The 16,443-nt window shown below is 71.2% G+C and carries 9 protein-coding genes and 1 pseudogene; 4 read left to right on the top strand and 6 right to left on the bottom strand.

Going from position 1 to position 16,443, the window contains the following annotated elements:
- Positions 1–27 precede the first annotated feature (27 nt).
- Together lat and FSYMDG_RS14475 are read left to right on the top strand one after the other, a co-directional pair.
- Entirely contained in the window at positions 28–1,617 is a 1,590-nt protein-coding gene (lat, locus tag FSYMDG_RS14480; protein WP_013874154.1) for an L-lysine 6-transaminase, read from the top strand.
- A gap of 114 nt (positions 1,618–1,731) precedes the next feature.
- Positions 1,732–3,338 (top strand): annotated as a pseudogene (locus tag FSYMDG_RS14475) (aldehyde dehydrogenase family protein).
- Between the two features lie 87 nt (positions 3,339–3,425).
- On the opposite strand, the gene FSYMDG_RS14470 reads toward FSYMDG_RS14475, so the two are convergent.
- Entirely contained in the window at positions 3,426–3,980 is a 555-nt protein-coding gene (locus FSYMDG_RS14470; protein ID WP_013874153.1) for a Uma2 family endonuclease, read from the bottom strand.
- A 285-nt stretch (positions 3,981–4,265) separates the two neighbouring features.
- Here FSYMDG_RS14470 and FSYMDG_RS14465 point away from each other — a divergent pair, with 285 nt between their 5' ends.
- Positions 4,266–4,460 carry a hypothetical protein gene (locus FSYMDG_RS14465; protein ID WP_013874152.1) on the top strand — a complete coding sequence of 65 codons (195 nt, stop codon included), beginning with the start codon at positions 4,266–4,268 and terminating at the stop codon, positions 4,458–4,460.
- Between the two features lie 261 nt (positions 4,461–4,721).
- Here FSYMDG_RS14465 and FSYMDG_RS14460 read toward each other — a convergent pair whose 3' ends face one another.
- The 5 genes from FSYMDG_RS14460 to FSYMDG_RS14440 all read right to left on the bottom strand — a co-directional run bounded on the left by FSYMDG_RS14460 (position 4,722) and on the right by FSYMDG_RS14440 (position 14,924).
- Positions 4,722–6,062, bottom strand: a complete 1,341-nt coding sequence (locus FSYMDG_RS14460) for a DEAD/DEAH box helicase (protein ID WP_237702766.1) — start codon at positions 6,060–6,062, stop codon at positions 4,722–4,724.
- A 692-nt stretch (positions 6,063–6,754) separates the two neighbouring features.
- Positions 6,755–8,182 (bottom strand): DUF445 domain-containing protein, encoded by a 1,428-nt coding sequence (locus FSYMDG_RS14455; RefSeq protein ID WP_237702765.1) that lies wholly within the window; start codon positions 8,180–8,182, stop codon positions 6,755–6,757.
- A gap of 60 nt (positions 8,183–8,242) precedes the next feature.
- Positions 8,243–9,868: a glycosyltransferase family 87 protein gene (locus FSYMDG_RS27215; RefSeq protein WP_013874149.1), complete on the bottom strand. Its 1,626-nt coding sequence runs from the start codon at positions 9,866–9,868 to the stop codon at positions 8,243–8,245.
- A 351-nt stretch (positions 9,869–10,219) separates the two neighbouring features.
- Complete coding sequence (locus tag FSYMDG_RS23270) at positions 10,220–12,184, bottom strand: SpoIIE family protein phosphatase (RefSeq protein ID WP_050803538.1); 1,965 nt, start codon at positions 12,182–12,184, stop codon at positions 10,220–10,222.
- A gap of 391 nt (positions 12,185–12,575) precedes the next feature.
- Entirely contained in the window at positions 12,576–14,924 is a 2,349-nt protein-coding gene (locus tag FSYMDG_RS14440) for an MMPL family transporter (RefSeq protein ID WP_013874147.1), read from the bottom strand.
- A 797-nt stretch (positions 14,925–15,721) separates the two neighbouring features.
- Here FSYMDG_RS14440 and FSYMDG_RS14430 point away from each other — a divergent pair.
- Positions 15,722–16,273, top strand: coding sequence for a hypothetical protein (locus tag FSYMDG_RS14430; RefSeq protein ID WP_013874145.1), 552 nt, complete (start codon positions 15,722–15,724; stop codon positions 16,271–16,273).
- Positions 16,274–16,443: the final 170 nt, after the last annotated feature.

The raw sequence follows: 16,443 nt of genomic DNA, 5'->3' as shown, positions 1-16,443 counted from the left end.
GAGCCCCGCGCGGAAAGGGGAAACAGGATGTCGACCACCTCCACCTCCACCTCCACCCCCAGCGTCACCTCCACCCCCAGCGTCACCTCCACCTCCAGCGTCACGTCCGGCGCCACCGTCACACCGGCACCGACGGCCGCGCCCGTCCAGGGACGGGCCGCCGTCACCGGCGCGGCCCCTCCCATGCACACCCACCCAGCCACGCGCGGCACGCTCGTCGACGCGTCCGCTGGCGCGGTCACGGGCGCCGCCGCCGATCCGACGGGCACCGCGGGCACGGCAGGCACGGCGATCGCGCCGCGCGACGTTCTCGAGGTGCTCGGCCGCCACGTCATCGCCGACGGCTTCGGTATCGTCCTCGACCTCGAGTGCAGCCGCGGGAGCTGGCTCGTGGACGCCCGGGACGGCCGGCGCTACCTGGATCTCTACAGCTTCTTCGCGTCCGCGCCGCTGGGGATCAACCCGCTGGAGCTGACCGGCGACCCCGCCTTCCTCGCCGAGCTCACCGCCGCGGCGGTGAACAAGCCGGCCAACTCCGACATCGCCACCGCCGCCTACGCCGGATTCGTCGAGATGTTCATCCGTGTCCTCGGTGACCCGGAGCTGCCGCACCTCTTCTTCGTCGAAGGCGGGGCGCTCGCCGTCGAGAACGCGCTGAAGTGCGCCTTCGACTGGAAGAGCCGGCACAACGCCCAGGCCGGCCGGCCCGCCTCGCTGGGCCGGCGGGTGCTGCACCTGCGGCACGCCTTCCACGGCCGCAGCGGATACACCCTGTCGGTGACCAACACCGACCTGGTCAAGACCGAGCGATTCCCCGTCTTCGACTGGCCCCGCATCGACTCGCCGGTGGTCCGGTTCCCGCTGGACGCGCGTGGCCTGGCCGACCTCGCCGAGGCCGAGGCGGCCGCGCTGGCCCAGGCCGAGGCCGCGTTCGCCCGCCATCCCCACGACATCGCCTGCTTCCTGGCCGAGCCGATCCAGAGCGAGGGCGGCGACAACCACCTGCGGGCCGAGTTCCTCGCGGCGATGGAGCGCCTCTGCCACGCCCACGACGCGTTGTTCGTCCTCGACGAGGTGCAGACCGGGGTGGGGATGACCGGTTCGGCCTGGGCCTACCAGCAGCTGGGCCTGCGTCCGGACGTCGTCGCGTTCGGCAAGAAGGTGCAGCTCGGCGGGGTGATGGCCGGCCGGCGGGTGGACGAGGTGGCCGACAACGTCTTCCGGGTGCCAGGGCGGATCAACTCGACCTGGGGCGGCGGCCTGGTCGACATGGTCCGGTCCCGGCGCATGCTCGAGGTGATGGCGGCCGACGGACTGTTCGCCCGCGCCGGCGAACTCGGTCGTGACCTGCTCGCAGCCTTGGGCGAGCTCGCCGGGAAGTATCCGTCGCTGGTGTCGAACCCGCGTGGGCGTGGGCTGCTGTGCGCGATCGACCTCCCCTCGGCACGGTGCCGGGACGACGTGGTCCGCCGGTTGCGCACCGAGGAGAGCGTGCTGGTGCTGCCCGCGGGCGTCCGCGCGCTGCGGTTCCGGCCGGCGCTGACCGTCTCCGCGGCCGAGCTGGAGCTCGGCGTGGCCGCCCTGGACCGGATCCTCGCCCGCGTCCCGACTCTATGATCGGATCGCGACCGGATGACCGGATGACCGGATTCGGGTTGGGTGGCCCGGGCCGCTCCGGATGATCGACTGCATGGTCCGTCAGATGATCGACTGGATGGTGAGGTCGTCGACATGAAGATTCCTCAGGCGCCGCACCGCCCGGCCGTCCCGCCACGCCGGGTGGAGCTACTGATCGGTGACGGGGCCGGGCCCACCAGCCGGCGGCCGGCTGCGGCCCGGGCCGTGACCCGCTCGACGAATCCGGCTCACCTCGACGAGGTGGTCGCCGAGGTGAGCCTCGCCGGCCCCGCCGACCTGCTGGACGCCTGCGCCGCCGCACGGGCGGCGGCACCGGACTGGGCGGACGTGCCCGCGCCGGTCCGCGGCAGCGTCATCGCGAACCTGGGGCACCTCGTCGAGGCCAACGCCGAGGCGCTGGCCCGCCTGGTGACGCGCGAGGTCGGCAAGCCGCTGGCCGAGGCCCGCGGCGAGGTGCAGGAGGTCGTCGACACCTGCCGCTTCTTCCTCGGGGAGGGCCGGCGCCTCTACGGCGAGACCGTGCCGTCGGAGATGCCTGACAAGCAGCTGTTCACCTTCCGGGAGCCGGTCGGCGTCATGGTGGTGATCACCGCCGGGAACTTCCCGGTGGCGGTGCCGTCCTGGTACATCGTGCCGGCGCTGCTGTGCGGCAACACCGTCGTGTGGAAGCCGGCGGTCTACGCGGCCGCGTGCGCGCAGGCGTTCACCGAGCTGATCCTGCGCGCCGGGGTGCCCCATGGCGCGGTCGGGCTCGTGCCGGCCGAGGGCGTGGAGACGTTCGCCGGCCTGGAGCGCGCCCTGGACGCCGGGCTCGTCGACAAGGTCGGCTTCACCGGGTCCACCGAGGTCGGACGGATGATCGGCGAGCTGTGCGGCCGGCACCTGCAGACCCCCTGCCTGGAGCTGGGCGGGAAGAACCCGATGGTCGTCGCGCCCGACGCCGATCTCGACGCGGCGGTCGCCGGCGCGGTGTTCTCCGGGTTCGCCACCGCCGGGCAGCGGTGCACCTCGCTGGGGACGGCGATCGTGCACGAGTCCGTGCACGGGGAGTTCCTGCGCCGGCTGGTGGCCGCGGTCGAGGACGCGCGCATCGGCGACCCGGTGGCCGACGTCCTGTACGGACCCCTGCTCGACCTGCGGTTCGCCGCCGGTTTCGAGCACACCCTCGGCCTGATCCGTGAGCATCACCGGGTCGCGGGATCCTCGGCGGTCGGGTGGACGCGGCCCGTCCGCGCCGCGGCTTCGTGGGCGACCCCGATGACGGGCTGTACTACCACCCGGTGATCCTCGACGGTGTCCGGCCCGACGACGAGGTGTTCCGGGAGGAGACGTTCGGCCCGGTCATCGGGGTGACGACCTACCGGGACCTCGACGAGGCGGTTCAGCTCGCGAACGCCCCCGGCTACGGCCTGTCCTCGTCGATCTACACGAACGACCCGCGGACGGTCTTCCGGTTCCGCCGGGGGATCGGTGCCGGCATGGTCAGCGTGAACAACTCGACGTCCGGCGCCGAGGCACACCTGCCCTTCGGGGGCAACGGCCGCTCCGGCAACGGCTCCCGCCAGTCCGGCCGCTGGGTGCTCGACCAGGTCACCCGTTGGCAGGCGGTCAACTGGGACTATTCCGGCCACCTGCAGAAGGCCCAGATGGACACCGCCGTCCTCGCTGCCGACCTCACCTTCCGCCTGCCGCCCGGTTAGGACGTCGGTCGGCCTGCCCTCCGTCCGCGCCGCCTCCCGCCGACTGGCCGGCCGGCGGCGTGGGCGGCGTGGCGCTGGCTCGTGCGGTCAGCGTGCCCAGCGGGGGAGCAGCGCGGTGAGGTCGAGGTCGACCGGGAACGGTTCGGTGACGATGAGTTGCTGCCCGCTGCCGGTCGCCACGTAGGCGCCGCCGGGGCCGGGCTGGTAGGTCGTCACACGGGGTGGCGCCGGCTCGATCCGCCAGTAGTGCGGGATGCCGAACTGGGCGTAGAGCGCGGGTTTGGTGGTGCGGTCCTCGACATGGTTGCCGGGTGACTCGATCTCGATCGCGACGACGACCTCGGCGGGGGAGAACCAGTGCCGGGCGGGCTCGTCGCTGCGTATCACCATCAGGTCGGGGATACGGGTGAGCTGCCGGCCGAACCGGATGTCCACGGCCATCGCCAGCGCGAACGGCTCCGGCGTGACGTCCTCGAGCGCGGCGAAGAGCCGGGCGCCCAGCGCCTGGTGCAGGTTGGAGGGGGAAGGCGACACGCTGAGAGCTCCGTCGGTCAGTTCGTACCGATGGTTGCTGACCGGCAGCTCGTCGAGGTCGTCGGTGGTCCAGCCACCCGGAGGAATCGCGATCAGCGGCTCGCTCATCGGTGAGTCCTCCCATCCGTTCCGGTGGTTCAACTTTACCCGCGGCGGGTTTGGTCATCTACGGCGGGTTCACGGTGTGTAAAGAGTGTGTATCGCGCGCGCCGCGGCCCCGTGCATGATTATTCTCACCCAGGGGCCATGTATCATCCTGGATACTGGTTCGATATCTTTTGTAACCGACTGTCGGTGGAATACCGACATGTCTGTCGCGTCACCATGTCTGTCGCGTCACCATGGTCGGCCGGTTCCACATGTTGGTTACGGCCAGGGAGGGGAGCATTGTCAATGGCCGAGCACGATGAAGTGGTTCAGTCGGAGTCGCTGTGGCCGAGCCAGCGGGCGTCCGAAGAGGACGCCAACGACGGTTCGGACGCCGCGGCCGAGCCGTGGCGAATCCCGCGTTCGGTCGCGAACCCCACCCGGCTGCGGCTCGGAGTATCGCGGCAGTCGGACGCGGCCAGCATCTCCAGCAGTGCCTGAGCCCGTGGTGACGCCTGCCGTCTGACGGCGCGGGAGGCGCGCGTCCGGCGGATTGTTCCGGCCCTGCCGTTCCAGCCCTGTCCGGGGCTGTCCGCCGTGGATGACCGGCCTGTCATCACACCGGGCCAGGTGGTTCTACGCAGGTCGTACCAGGCGAAAGCCATACCAGACAGACAGGTGGGTACGAAGGCAGGTAGTCGTACGACACGTCAGGCCGTATGACACGGCCCGTGCCGCTGTCCGGGTAGTCCCCGGCCCTGTTTATTCGGTTGATGTCGTGGTGGACGTCGAGCCCTGCGGCCCGCCGGACCGGCGTCCCGTCCGGCGGGACTGGTCGGAGCCGCGATGGGATGAGCCACCGCGGCCGGCGGGCGTCCCCCACTGCTGCCTGTCCAGGTTCCTGTCCGAACCCCGGCGTGGGCCGGCGTGCGACGAGCGCGCCTGCGCCGGCACCCGGATCCCGGACGGCTGTCGGGTGGCGCCCGAGCGGGGGGGTGTGCTGCGCGGCTGCGGGGGGATCCGGGGGGCGGGCGGCCCGGCGAGGCGCGTCACCACCTCGTCGTCGGCGTCCGCCGGTTCGGGCTGCGCGTCGCTGCCGGCGGCTCGCAGCAGCGCGCGCACCAGCCCGCGCTCCTCGGGGAGCGAGACGAGCACGTCGGCACCATGGGCCCCCGCCCGTGCGGTACGGCCACCCCGGTGCTGGTAGGTCTTGGGGTCGCTCGGCAGCCCCGCGTGCACGACGATGTCGACCCCGTCGACGTGGATGCCGCGGGCGGCCACGTCCGTGGCGACGAGAACACGGTGCGCGCCTTCGGCGAACCCGGCGAGCGCGCGGCTGCGGGCGTTCTGCGCCATGCCGCCGTGCAGCGGCTGGGCCGGCACACCGGAGCGGGTGAGCTGTTCGGCGAGCCGGTCGGCGCCGCGCTGGGTGCGGGCGAACACCAGGGTCCGTCCGGAGCCGCCGGCCAGGGCGGTCACCAGCCGGGTGTGAGCGGCGGGATCGGCGGCCTCAAGCGCGTGCCGGGACAGGGTGGAGACCTGCGCGGTCTCCGAGTCGATGGCGACGAGCACCGGGTTGGGCAGGTACTGGCGGACGAGTACCTCCACCTCGCGGTCGAGGGTCGCGGAGAACAGCAGCCGCTGGCCGCCGGCGGGGGTGGCGTCCAACAGCGCCCGCACGGCCGGCAGGAAGCCGAGGTCGCACATGTAGTCGGCCTCGTCCAACACGGTGATCGCGATCTCCTCCAGGGAGCAGGCACCGCGCTCGATCAGGTCGGTGAGACGACCGGGGGTGGCGATGACGATGTGCACACCGCGCCGCAGCGAACCGATCTGCCGGGAGATCGACGTCCCGCCGTACACCGCGCGCAGGCGCAGGCCCAACGGCCTGGACAGCGGGTCGAGGGCGTCGTGGACCTGCTGGGCGAGCTCCCTGGTGGGGACGAGGATCAGGCCGCGGGGGCGCCCCGGGGCGACCGCGCGGTTCTTCGCCAGCTCGGCGAGCATCGGCAGGCCGAACCCGAGGGTCTTGCCGGAGCCGGTGCTCGCCCGGCCGAGCACGTTCTCGCCGGCGAGAACGTCGGGCAGGGTCGCGGCCTGCACCGGGAACGGTGCGCTGATCCCCTGCCGGGCGAGGGCGGAGACGAGAGGAGCGGGCAGGCCCGCGTCCGCGAAGGAGCTGGCCGCCGGCCGCGGCTGACGAGTCGGCAGCGCTGGCTGCGCGGGCGCGGCAAACCGGTTCGGTCCGTTCTGCTTGCCGCCCGAACGGGGGCCGCCGCGGCCGCGATGAGCGGCGCCTCGGGCGGGCCGGGGGCGGCGGCGGGCAGGGGAGGGCTGAGTGTCACCGTGCTGAGACAGGGTTCTTCCGTCCGTCGTTGTCGAGGTCGCCGGGGGAAACCACGGCGATCGTGTGGCAGCAGTCGCGTGTCCGCTTCGGGCCGCGTCACCAGAGCATGAACGGGTGCACTCGCTACCGGAGCGCACACCGATCTGCTGTCACACGGACCTCTGACGTGTGGCTGGAAAACCACATGTCATGGACGGCTCGTGGCCGCCAACGGTCTCAGAGTACACCGATCACGACCGCCGGTACTAAGGGCGGCACGCCCACCAGGGGTGAGACGTCGCGCACCCCGGCGTGGCAGGGAGGCGACACCGTGCGTCATGGTCACTGTGGGCCGGCAGCGGCAGGCGCAGGCCGATCGCCACAGTCAGTGACAGAGAGTTGATGGCAGCGAGTTGGCGACGGGGCCGCAGGAGGGGTTGCCAGGACCAGCGGGGCCTCGGAGAGGAGGTCACAGCAGCAGGTCGGTCAACAGGTGGATGACCAGACCGGCGAGCGCGCCCACCACCGTGCCATTGATGCGAATGTACTGCAGGTCGCGGCCTACGTGCAGTTCGACCTTGACCGCGGTCTCGGTCGGCTCCCAGTTCGCGACCGTATCGGAGATCACCGTGGAGATGTCGGAGCGATACCGCCGAACGAGCCATGCGACGGCCTCGGTGGCGGCAGTGTCGACGCCCGCCCGCAGGTGAGGGTCGGTGACCAGCCGCCCGCCGAGCGCCTGCAGCTCGTCGGTGATCCTGGTCCGCAGCGCGCTGTCGGGATCGCCTGCGACGTCGGTCAGGATGGATCTGGTGGCGTTCCACATCGCCGCGACCGCCTGGTGGATCTCGGGATGGTTACGGATGCGCTCCTTGAACTTCTCCACCCGTTCGGCGGTGTCCGGGTCGGTGCGCAGCTGCTCGCCGAACCGGGCGAGGAAGTCGTCCAGGGCCCTGCGCAGCAGGTGGTCGGGATCCGTGCGGACCTCGGCGGCGAACCGCAGCGCCTCCTCGTACGCCCGGGCGGCGATCACGTCGTCCAGGAACCTCGGCGACCACGACGGCGCCTGGTCGGCGACGATCCGCATCACCGTGTCGGGGTTGTTGCGCAGCCAGGTCTCCGCCTGGACGGCGATCACGTCGACGAGCCGGTGGTGCAGGCCACCGGCGGCGATCCGGCCGAGCGCCGTGCCCGCGGCCGGCGCCCAGGGGCGGTCCATCACCCTGGCGAGGATGGTTTTCTCCATCACCTCCAGCGTCACCTCGTCCCGGATGTTCGAGATCGCCTCGACCAGCCGGTTGGACGCCTCCGCGGTGATCCTCTCGGCGTGGCCACGGTCGCTGAGCCAGGTGCCGATCTGGACGGCCGCGCCCATGCTCGCGACCTTCTCCCGGATCACCGCGTCGGCCAGGAAGTTCTCGGAGACGAACCGTTCCAGGCTGCGGCCGAGGTCGTCCTTGCGATTGGGAATGATCGCCGTGTGTGGGATGGGCAGGCCCAGCGGCCGGCGGAACAGCGCGGTCACCGCGAACCAGTCGGCGAGCGCTCCCACCGCGCCTGCCTCCGCCGCGGCCCGGACATAGCCCGCCCAGCCAGGCCCGCCACCGGACTCCCAGCGCCAGAACACGACGTAGACGACCACCACGAAGGCCAGCAGGCCGGTCGCGATCGTCCGCATCCGGCGTAGCCCCCGCCGCAGTTCGGCGTCACTGTTCTGGCTGTCCCGGCCGGGTCCGCCACCGTCGCGGCGGGCAGCGTCGCGGCGGGCAGCGTCGCGGGACCGGCCGGGACGCTGCCCGGGTGGTGTGTCCGCGGGCTGTGCCGTATTCCCTGGTTGCGCTGTGTTCTCCGGTTGCGCTGTGTTCTCCGGCTGCGCCGGGGGTGGCGTCGTGGGCATCGTCCTCCACCCAGAGGTGTCTCGCGCCGATGGGAACCGGCGTTGGTCGAATGATCCCGGTCATGACCGCGCGGTTCCGGGCTGTCGGGGTGGCCGGGGCCGGTGATCGTGGCCACCTGCCCACAGCGCGGCCGGCGGCCCCGACCGTTGCCGCAGTGACCAGCCCAGTACGGCGAGGACGCCCAGCAGGGCGCAGTAGGCGCCGATCACCCGCTGTGGGTTCCCGTAAGCGGTCGCGAGCAGTTCTACCCCGAAGCCGACGCCGACGACAGTCGTGGCGACGGCGACAGCGATGATGGCGGCGATGATCGCCACCCCCGGCACGGGAGCCGACGCCGGACCCGATACGGGACCCGACGGGAGGAGGGCCGCGGCCGCCGCACCGCCGACGACCCCGTCACCGACCACCGTCCCGCCGTCGCCTGTCCCGCGCTCGGCCGTGCCGCCGTCGGCCGTCCCACCGTCGATGTGGCCGCGGCGGATGCGGGTCTTCACGGCATGCCCGACAGCGGGTGCGGTGAGCACGCTGATGATCGCTATGCCGGTGACGAAGCCGACCGGGCCGGTCCGATGAGGGGTGACGACGAACCAGCTCGCGACGGTGAAGACGATCAGGGGTATCCGCGACCTCGGGGCGCTGACCAGGATCGGCGCGAGCAGAAGCAGCAGGTAGTGGCTCCATACGATGGGTGAGGCTACGAGCGCGGCGGCGAGCGTGCCGGCGTAGAGCATCCGTTCGTTCCCGCCGCGTCGCGGGCGCGGCCAGTCGCCGGCCAGCGCGGCCACGACCAGCACGGCCACGGCAACCGCACGCGCGACCCAGGTGGCCACGTCCATGCCGAGACCGGTGTTGACCAGCAGGCCGGTAAGGCTGAGCCCCAGCGGTGCCTCCTCGCGGGCGAGCACCCCCAACATCCCCAGGTAGGTGCGGGTGCCCACCGGGCTGGTCAGCTCCGTGACGGCCAGCAGCAGCCCGACGAAGGCAGCCGCCACCGCGCCCGCCTTCGTCCTGCGGGTCAGTACCAGCCACAGCCACACCGGTGCCAGGAACAGCTTGGCGTAGATGACACCGGCCGCAAGCACACCCGCGGCGACCGGACGGTCACGAAAGTGCCACAGCGCGGCGAGACCGAGGAACAGAACAGCGTTGAGCGTGCCCATCTGCAGGCCGGTGAGGGCGCAGGAGGACATCAGCACCAGCGCGTACGTACGCCGGTCGCGGACGCCGAGCAGCCGGGCGCCGAGGAACAGCGCGCCCACCGACAGCGCGATGAAAACGGTCGCACCGTGCTCGCCCAGCCATGACAGCGGGACGAAGGCGAAGGCGACAAGGTAGGGATACACGTAGGCGAAGCCCGAGTAGACCTCGGCGGATCCGGGAGACGGGTAGGGGCCGCGCCCGTCCCCGACGGCCGCGCCCGCGCGCAGGAACACGTCGACGTCATAGTGGGGAAGCGGGGCGATGTAGACCGTCCACAGTACCGCGACCAGCGCGGCGAGCGGCGCTGCCCGGATCAGGGCCGACCATGGCCGGGCACGTCCGCCGCCGACGGCACCGCCGCTGGCACCGCCGCTGGCACCGCCGATGGTGCTGGCGGCGAGCGCGCCGGCCCGGCTGCTGGTACCGCGCGCCGCCGCCGGCGGCCGGGCCGGTTGTTGGGGCGTACCTGTGAAAGCTGTCAACACGCACGCTCCGCCAACGCCGTACCCGTTTCGATACCCGTTTCGCCAGCGGCCGGGCCGCGTCGGCGGCCGGGCCACGCTGGCACCGCTGGCGCGCCCGGCCCGTTCCCTCCGGGATCCGTGTCACCGACCGACGCACCGTCATGCCGATGCGACCTGCCGCATCGATGTAACACATCGCATCGATACGGCACTGGTCGACGGCGCGGCACGTGTCCATCATGGCCCGTAGCATGCTGACGGCACGCCCGTCCGCCGCTGCGCCCTCCCGGGGCGTGGTGCGCGGCCGACCGGGCGGTGGGGCACCAGCCGGTCGAGCGGGAGTTGGGCGGCGGTTGACCGGAGGCGGGGTGTTCAGCCGGTCGGCGTCCGGGTACGGCTGCCAGGGCCGTGAATGTCGGCAGCGAGCAGGCACAGGTCGTCCTCCCGGCCGCTGGGGCCGGCGACTTCTGTCAGCAGCCGGTCGCAGAGAGCGTCCAGGCTGAGTGTGTCGGACTGTGCCGCAACCGTTGCCAGGACGGCGAGCCGGTCGGTGATGGAGGCGTCCCGGCGCTCCACCAGGCCGTCGCTGTAGAGCAGCAGGCGGGCTCGGGTCGGCAGCGTGACGGTGTCCTGCCGGTAGGCGAGGTTGTCCACGGCGCCGAGGATCGGGCCGTGGACAACCTCCAGGAAGGCCGGGCAGTCACCGTCGAGGAGCAGCGGCGGCGGGTGGCCCGCGCACGACCAGGTCAGCGTTTTCTCGGCCATGTCGAGGCAGGCGACCACCGCGGTGGCGTAGACCGCCGAGTCGCTGGCGGCGAGGTTGGACGACAGCTGGCTGGTGATCATAGCGGGAGGATGGCTGAGCAGCGCGTAGGCGCGCGCCGCGTGCCGCAGTTCGGCCATGACCGTGGCCGCCCGCAGGCCGTGGCCGCCGACGTCCCCCACGATCAGGGTGAGCTCGCCGGTCGGGAGTACCAGCGCGTCGTACCAGTCACCGCCGACGTCGACGTCCCGGCCGGCGGGCAGGTACCGGGCGGCCAGTTCCACACCGGCCAGCTCCGGTAGGCGCTGGGGAAGAATCGCCCGTTGGAGTGCTTCTGACACCGACAGTTGTTTCTCGTACAGGCGTACCCGTTCGAGGGCGTGCGCGCAGTGCCCGGCGAGGGTGGTCAGGAAGGCCCGTTCGTCGGCGTCGAAGACCCGTTCGCTCTCCCACAGCAGCACGATCACTCCGATCGGTTTCCCGGAGACGATCAGTGGGATGTGGGCTATCCACGCGACGGCGGCCGCTTCGAGCAGGGACCTGGCGTGCGGATAGTCGGCCAGGTGCTCCGCTCGGGAGTCGAAGCGGGCCCGGGCCGTGCGCAGGACGTCCGGGGTGGCCGCGGTTCCCCGTGCGGAGATCAGCTCCAGGAGCCGGCTGATCCGTTCGGACTGGACGGTCGGGGTGACCACCCGTACCCGCCCCTCGTCGCCGACCAGCATGATGATGGCGCAGTCCGCGCCGAGGTCGTCCCAGGCCGATCGGACGATCACGTCCGCGACATCCGGGACGGTCAGGGCCTGGCCGAGTGCGGCGGTCACGTCGAACAGTTGGCGGGCGCGGCCGAGCGCCGACGACAACGATGTGATCAGTGCCGCGCGGTGTGCCTCCGCGCGGCGGCGCTCGTCGACGTTGCGGAAATACGCGGTTATCCCTTCCGGGGAGGGGAACAGCCGGACCTCGAAATGCCCGCCGAAGGCCGCGTAGTCGGCCTCGGACTCCACCGGCAGCTGGGTGTCCAACGCCTGCAGGTACAGCTTTTCGAACGCCGGCCCCATGAGCGACGGTTCAAGATCCAGAAACTGTTCGCCCACCGGCTCACAGGTGTCACAACCGAGCAGTCGGCTCATGACCGTGTTGACGAACACGAACCGGCTGTCGTTGTCGAATACCAGCACGCCGTCACTGACCTGTTGCAGAGCGCGTCCAGCCTGCTCGCGGCCGGCGCGCAGCCCGGTGGCGTCGGTACATATCCCGGTCACGCGCACCACCCGGCCGGCGTCGTCGCCGACTATCCCGCCGCGGACCTGGAGCCAGACAGGTGAACCGTCGGGGCGCACGACCCGGAACTCCTCGAGAAAGGACTCGCCGGTCGCCAGCACCGTGTCCATCCGCGCCCGCAGGAACGGCAGGTCGCTCGGGTGCACACAGGAGAAGAAGGCCTCGGCCGTCCCGGCGAAGGAACCCAGTTCGACACCGTGCAGGTCGGCGGTGCGCTGATCCCAGCGCAGCCGGTTGGCGGCGACGTCCCACTCCCAGATGCCCACGCCCGCCGTGTCCAGCGCGAGCAGCACGCGTGCGGGCCCGCCGCCGTCGGAGCCGGGTGGCGCCGGCAGGTCGTTCGCATGTCGGTGAAGCCGGGGTCTGTCGTCACCACCCGATCCCACGTCACGCTCCCCACTGACTGTCGGCGTTCCCGCCTGCCGGCGTCGCCGGCTCGGGGCACACCCTGATGACCGACGGCGACAGCTCAGGTGGGGGGACCTGGTGGATCGCGACTGGTCCGCGGGGTCTCACGGGTAGGCATCGGCCCGGCTCGACAAGTCAACCACGAGGCATCGTGCCTCGTTACCCGATAGGACAGAACAGTCCATTATCCTGCCGGATTACCGCCAACGGCGATCACAGCCGTGTGGGCGTGCTCACGGCCGCGTGGCGTCCCACCGGGCGTGGATCATCAGCGGGTCACTGTTCGCGGATGCCGATGCGGTTGTGCAGGGCACGCAGGGGGCGGGGCGCCCACCAGTTCCAGTCGCCGGCCAGGCGCATGAACGCCGGGACGAGGACGGGGCGGACGATCAGGGCGTCGAGGAGGATGGAGAGCCCGGTGCCGAGGCCGAAGAGTTTGATGAACGACACCCCGGAGACCAGGGTCGAGAAGAAGGACACGGCGAGGATGAGCGCGGCGGCGCTGATGATCCGTCCGCTGCGGGACAGACCGGTGATGACGGCCTGCCGCAGCGTGGTGCCGCTGTCGTGCTGTTCGCGGATACGGGCGAGGACGAAGACGGCGTAGTCCATGGACAGTCCGTAGGTGATGCAGAACAGCAGAACGGGGATGGCGACCGGAAGAGGGCCGGGGGTGATGCCGAGCGGGCCGGCGAGATGGCCGTCCTGGAAGATCCAAACCATGGCGCCGAAGACGGCGCTGAGGCTGAGCAGGTTGAACACGAGGGCCTTGAGCGGCAGGACGACGCTGCCGGTGAGCAGGAACAGAACGGTGAAGGTGATGATGGCGATGAGGGCGAGGGCCAGCGGGAGATGGTGGCCGATGGAGCCGGTGATGTCGAGGAGCTGAGCCGCCTGGCCGGTGACGAGAACCCGGTGGTGCTGGGGGACGGGGGTGGCGCGCACGGCGTGGGCGAGGTGGGCACCGGCGGGGGAGTAGGGCTCGGTGCGGCTGAGGATGGAGAACCAGGTGGCGGCGCCGTTGGTGAAGCGGGCGGCGGTGGCCGGGGTGGGTGGGGTGCTCAGGCGGCCGGCGGTGTAGGAGCCGGTGGCGCTGTCGACGCGGTCGACACCCGGGATGGCGGACAGCCGGCTGGCGTAGGTGTCGGTGTCGGTGGCGGCGGCGGGGCCGGTGCCCCAGGTGGTGGCGATGATGGCGAGGGCGCCGGTGGCGGGGGCTGCGAAGTCGGCGCGCAGCCGGTCGGCGGTCTGGCGGCTTTCGGCGCTGGCAGGCAGGACACGGTCGTCAGGGACGCCGAAGGTGACGTGCAGGAAGGGGACACCGAGCAGGAGCAGGAGGGCGAGGGTGGGGATGGCGGTGCGGGCAGGGTACCGCCAGGCCACGGCGGCGACCCGGCCGACCGCGCTGAGGCCCCTGGTTCGGCCCCTGGTTCGCGTCGAGCGACGGCGCCAGGGCAGTGGCCAGCGTTCGATCCGGCCCCGCAGCAGGAGCAACAGGGCCGGCAGGATGATCAACGCCCCGACCAGGGTGATCGCCACGACCGCGACGCCGGCGAAGGCGAACGAGCGCAGGAAGTACTGTGGGAAGACCAGCAGGCAGCACAGGGCCGCGGCGACGGTGGCGGCGCTGAACACGATCGTCCGGCCGGCGCTGCGCATGGTCGCGTCCAGGGCTGCGACGGTGCCGTAGTGGCGTCTGCGTTCCTCGCGGTAACGAGAGATGAACAGCAGGCAGTAGTCGATGGCGAGCCCGAGCCCGAGCGCGGTGGTGAGGTTGACCGCGAACACCGAGACCTCGGTGAGAGTGGCCAGGATCGCGAGCGCGCCGAGCGTCCCGATGATCGACAGAATACCGATGATCAGCGGGATGCCCGCCGCGACCACGGTGCCGAAGACCACCAGCAACAGGGCGAGAGTGACCGGGATGGCGATGGATTCGGCCCTGGCCAGATCCTTGGTGACCTGCGTGTTGATGTCGTTGTTGATCTGGGTGAGCCCGCCGAGGGAGACGGTGACACCGTCGGTGGGGCCCTCCGCCCGGGTGAACAGGTCGTGCAGCCGTCCGGTGTGCTCGGCGCTTTCGTCCTGGTCACCGTCGACATGGGCGACGATCAGGCCGACGTCGCCGGAGCGGCCGCGCAGCTCGGCCACGGGCGTCTCCCAGTAGGAGGCCACCACCTGCAGGCCCGGCTCGCGCCGCAGCGTGGCGGTGACGTCCTGTCCCTTCGTCCGGACCGCCGGCGTCTCGACGCCGGCGGTGGAGCCGATCAGGACGACCAGGTTCGGATCGGCCGAGCCGAACCTGTCCAGGAGGGTCTGCGTGCCGCGGACCGAGTCCGAGCCAGGATCGTCGAATCCGCCGGTCTTCATCCGGCTGACCGCCCCGACGCCGACGATGGCGGCGAGGATCGTCACCACCACCGTGACGAGCAGGATTGTGCGGGGACGGGTGACGATGGCGCGCAGCAGCCGGCTGCGTATCCGCGGGCGTACCCGTGGGTGGACGGCGGGGCCGCGCCCCACGCCTCGCGGCAGGGGGACCCGGGGCCGGTGCCGTCCGGTGGAATGAGGCTCGTGGAGCTGGGATTCCGGCGATGAGCCACCGTGCGGTGGTGACGTCTTCATCGCGGTGAACCATCCTTCCGGTCCGGGCGGAGCGTGTCCTCGGCCCAGCCGGCCGCGACCACGGTGCCCAGCGCGCCGCCCGTCATGCTGCCCGGCGCACTGTCACCGGGGCCGGGAATCCGGCCGGTACCGGTGCCACCCCGGTTCTCCCGACTGTTCCGATGGTGTTGGTTCCCGAGCCGCGAACGGCTTCGCGCGGTATCGCTGAACTGCCCTCCTGGCTGCTGCGGCAGGCACCGGAAAAGATCTCCGCCGGCCGCTTCCGGAGATGAGGAGGCAAGCTCGACGATCGCGACTTCGTTCACCAGAATTTTCCCCGACGATTGGTTTCTGCTGAGTGCTCGTGCCGATGGTAGGGCAAAACCTCGGCGTGGCATCGGTGCGGACCTCCCCGTCGATTCGTCGCCATTACCCACGCCGGTGGGCACCAGCCGCTTTTCGGTACCGGACGTCGCCGCCCGTCCAGAGACGGGCAAACTGTCTATATCAGTTGTGTGATTTATCTCCGGTGATGTTCCGGGGATTCCACTGACGGGCTTCCGGCCGGTTCTTCCATGGCCGTGTCACGGCCCGGGCCCGGCCATGGGCCGTTCGGTGAACAGGGATTCGTACCGGCTCTGGAACCAGCGCGCCACAAGGTGGGCCGGTGTGTTCTACCGGACACTGGCCACGGGCGTTTGTGGCCGCCCAGTATGGTTGGTGGCCGAACCACCGAAAGGGCCGACGGTGAGCGGATCATGATTCTTTCGCGCCCAGGGATTCGGGAGGCCCGGCCTCCGGTCATACGAGGAGAGGCCATGACGACCCGGTCCACCCTCACGGCTGGCGGATCCGGGCGGCAGCTTGCGACGGTCTTCCTGCTGATGCTCGTCGTCGGGGCTGTTCTCGGCGGGACGGCCAGCTATCTGACCACGAAAAGTGCTCAAAACAGCGATTCAGGTGACATCATCATCGATACCGCTCCTGAATCACTGCCAAGTGCGACAGCGGGTGTGTCGACAGCGCCCGTTGGCGCGGGCGTCGTCCCGGTCGCCGGTGTGTCACCGGACACCGTCCCGGCCGCCCTGGCCTCGCTGGCCGCCAGCACGCCGGGCTCGAGCGCGCCACCCGGTGAGCAGCCCGCGGGCCAGGGCGCGGAGCAGGGCGCCACCGCCGTGGGCGGCCGTCCGACCGGTGGCCCGGACGTGCCGGGACCCGCCTCGGCGTCCCCGACGCCCGCTCCTACGAGGCGGCAGCCGACGCCGGGCCCGGCGACCACCGCGCCCGAGCCGGCCAGCACCACCGCGGCGCCTGGGCCGGTGCCGTCGTCCGCGGAGCCGACGCCGGTTCCTCCGCGGCCCAGCCGGTGACGTGTTCTGACGGTCCAGAACCAATTTCTGACAGCAAGGAATAATTTCTGACGGTCAGGGGTCAGGGACCGGGCCCGTTCCAGCTGTTTCCGCCGATACCGGGCCCGTTCGATATCCTGCAGATTTTCCAGCACAGTAAAATCGGGAACATAGATGCTGTGACGATGGTC

The sequence above is a fragment of the Candidatus Protofrankia datiscae genome, from assembly GCF_000177615.2.
GTDB lineage: Bacteria > Actinomycetota > Actinomycetes > Frankiales > Frankiaceae > Protofrankia > Protofrankia coriariae.
The sequence above is the reverse complement of the archived record's forward strand: the minus strand, read 5'-3'. Positions and strand labels throughout refer to the sequence as shown.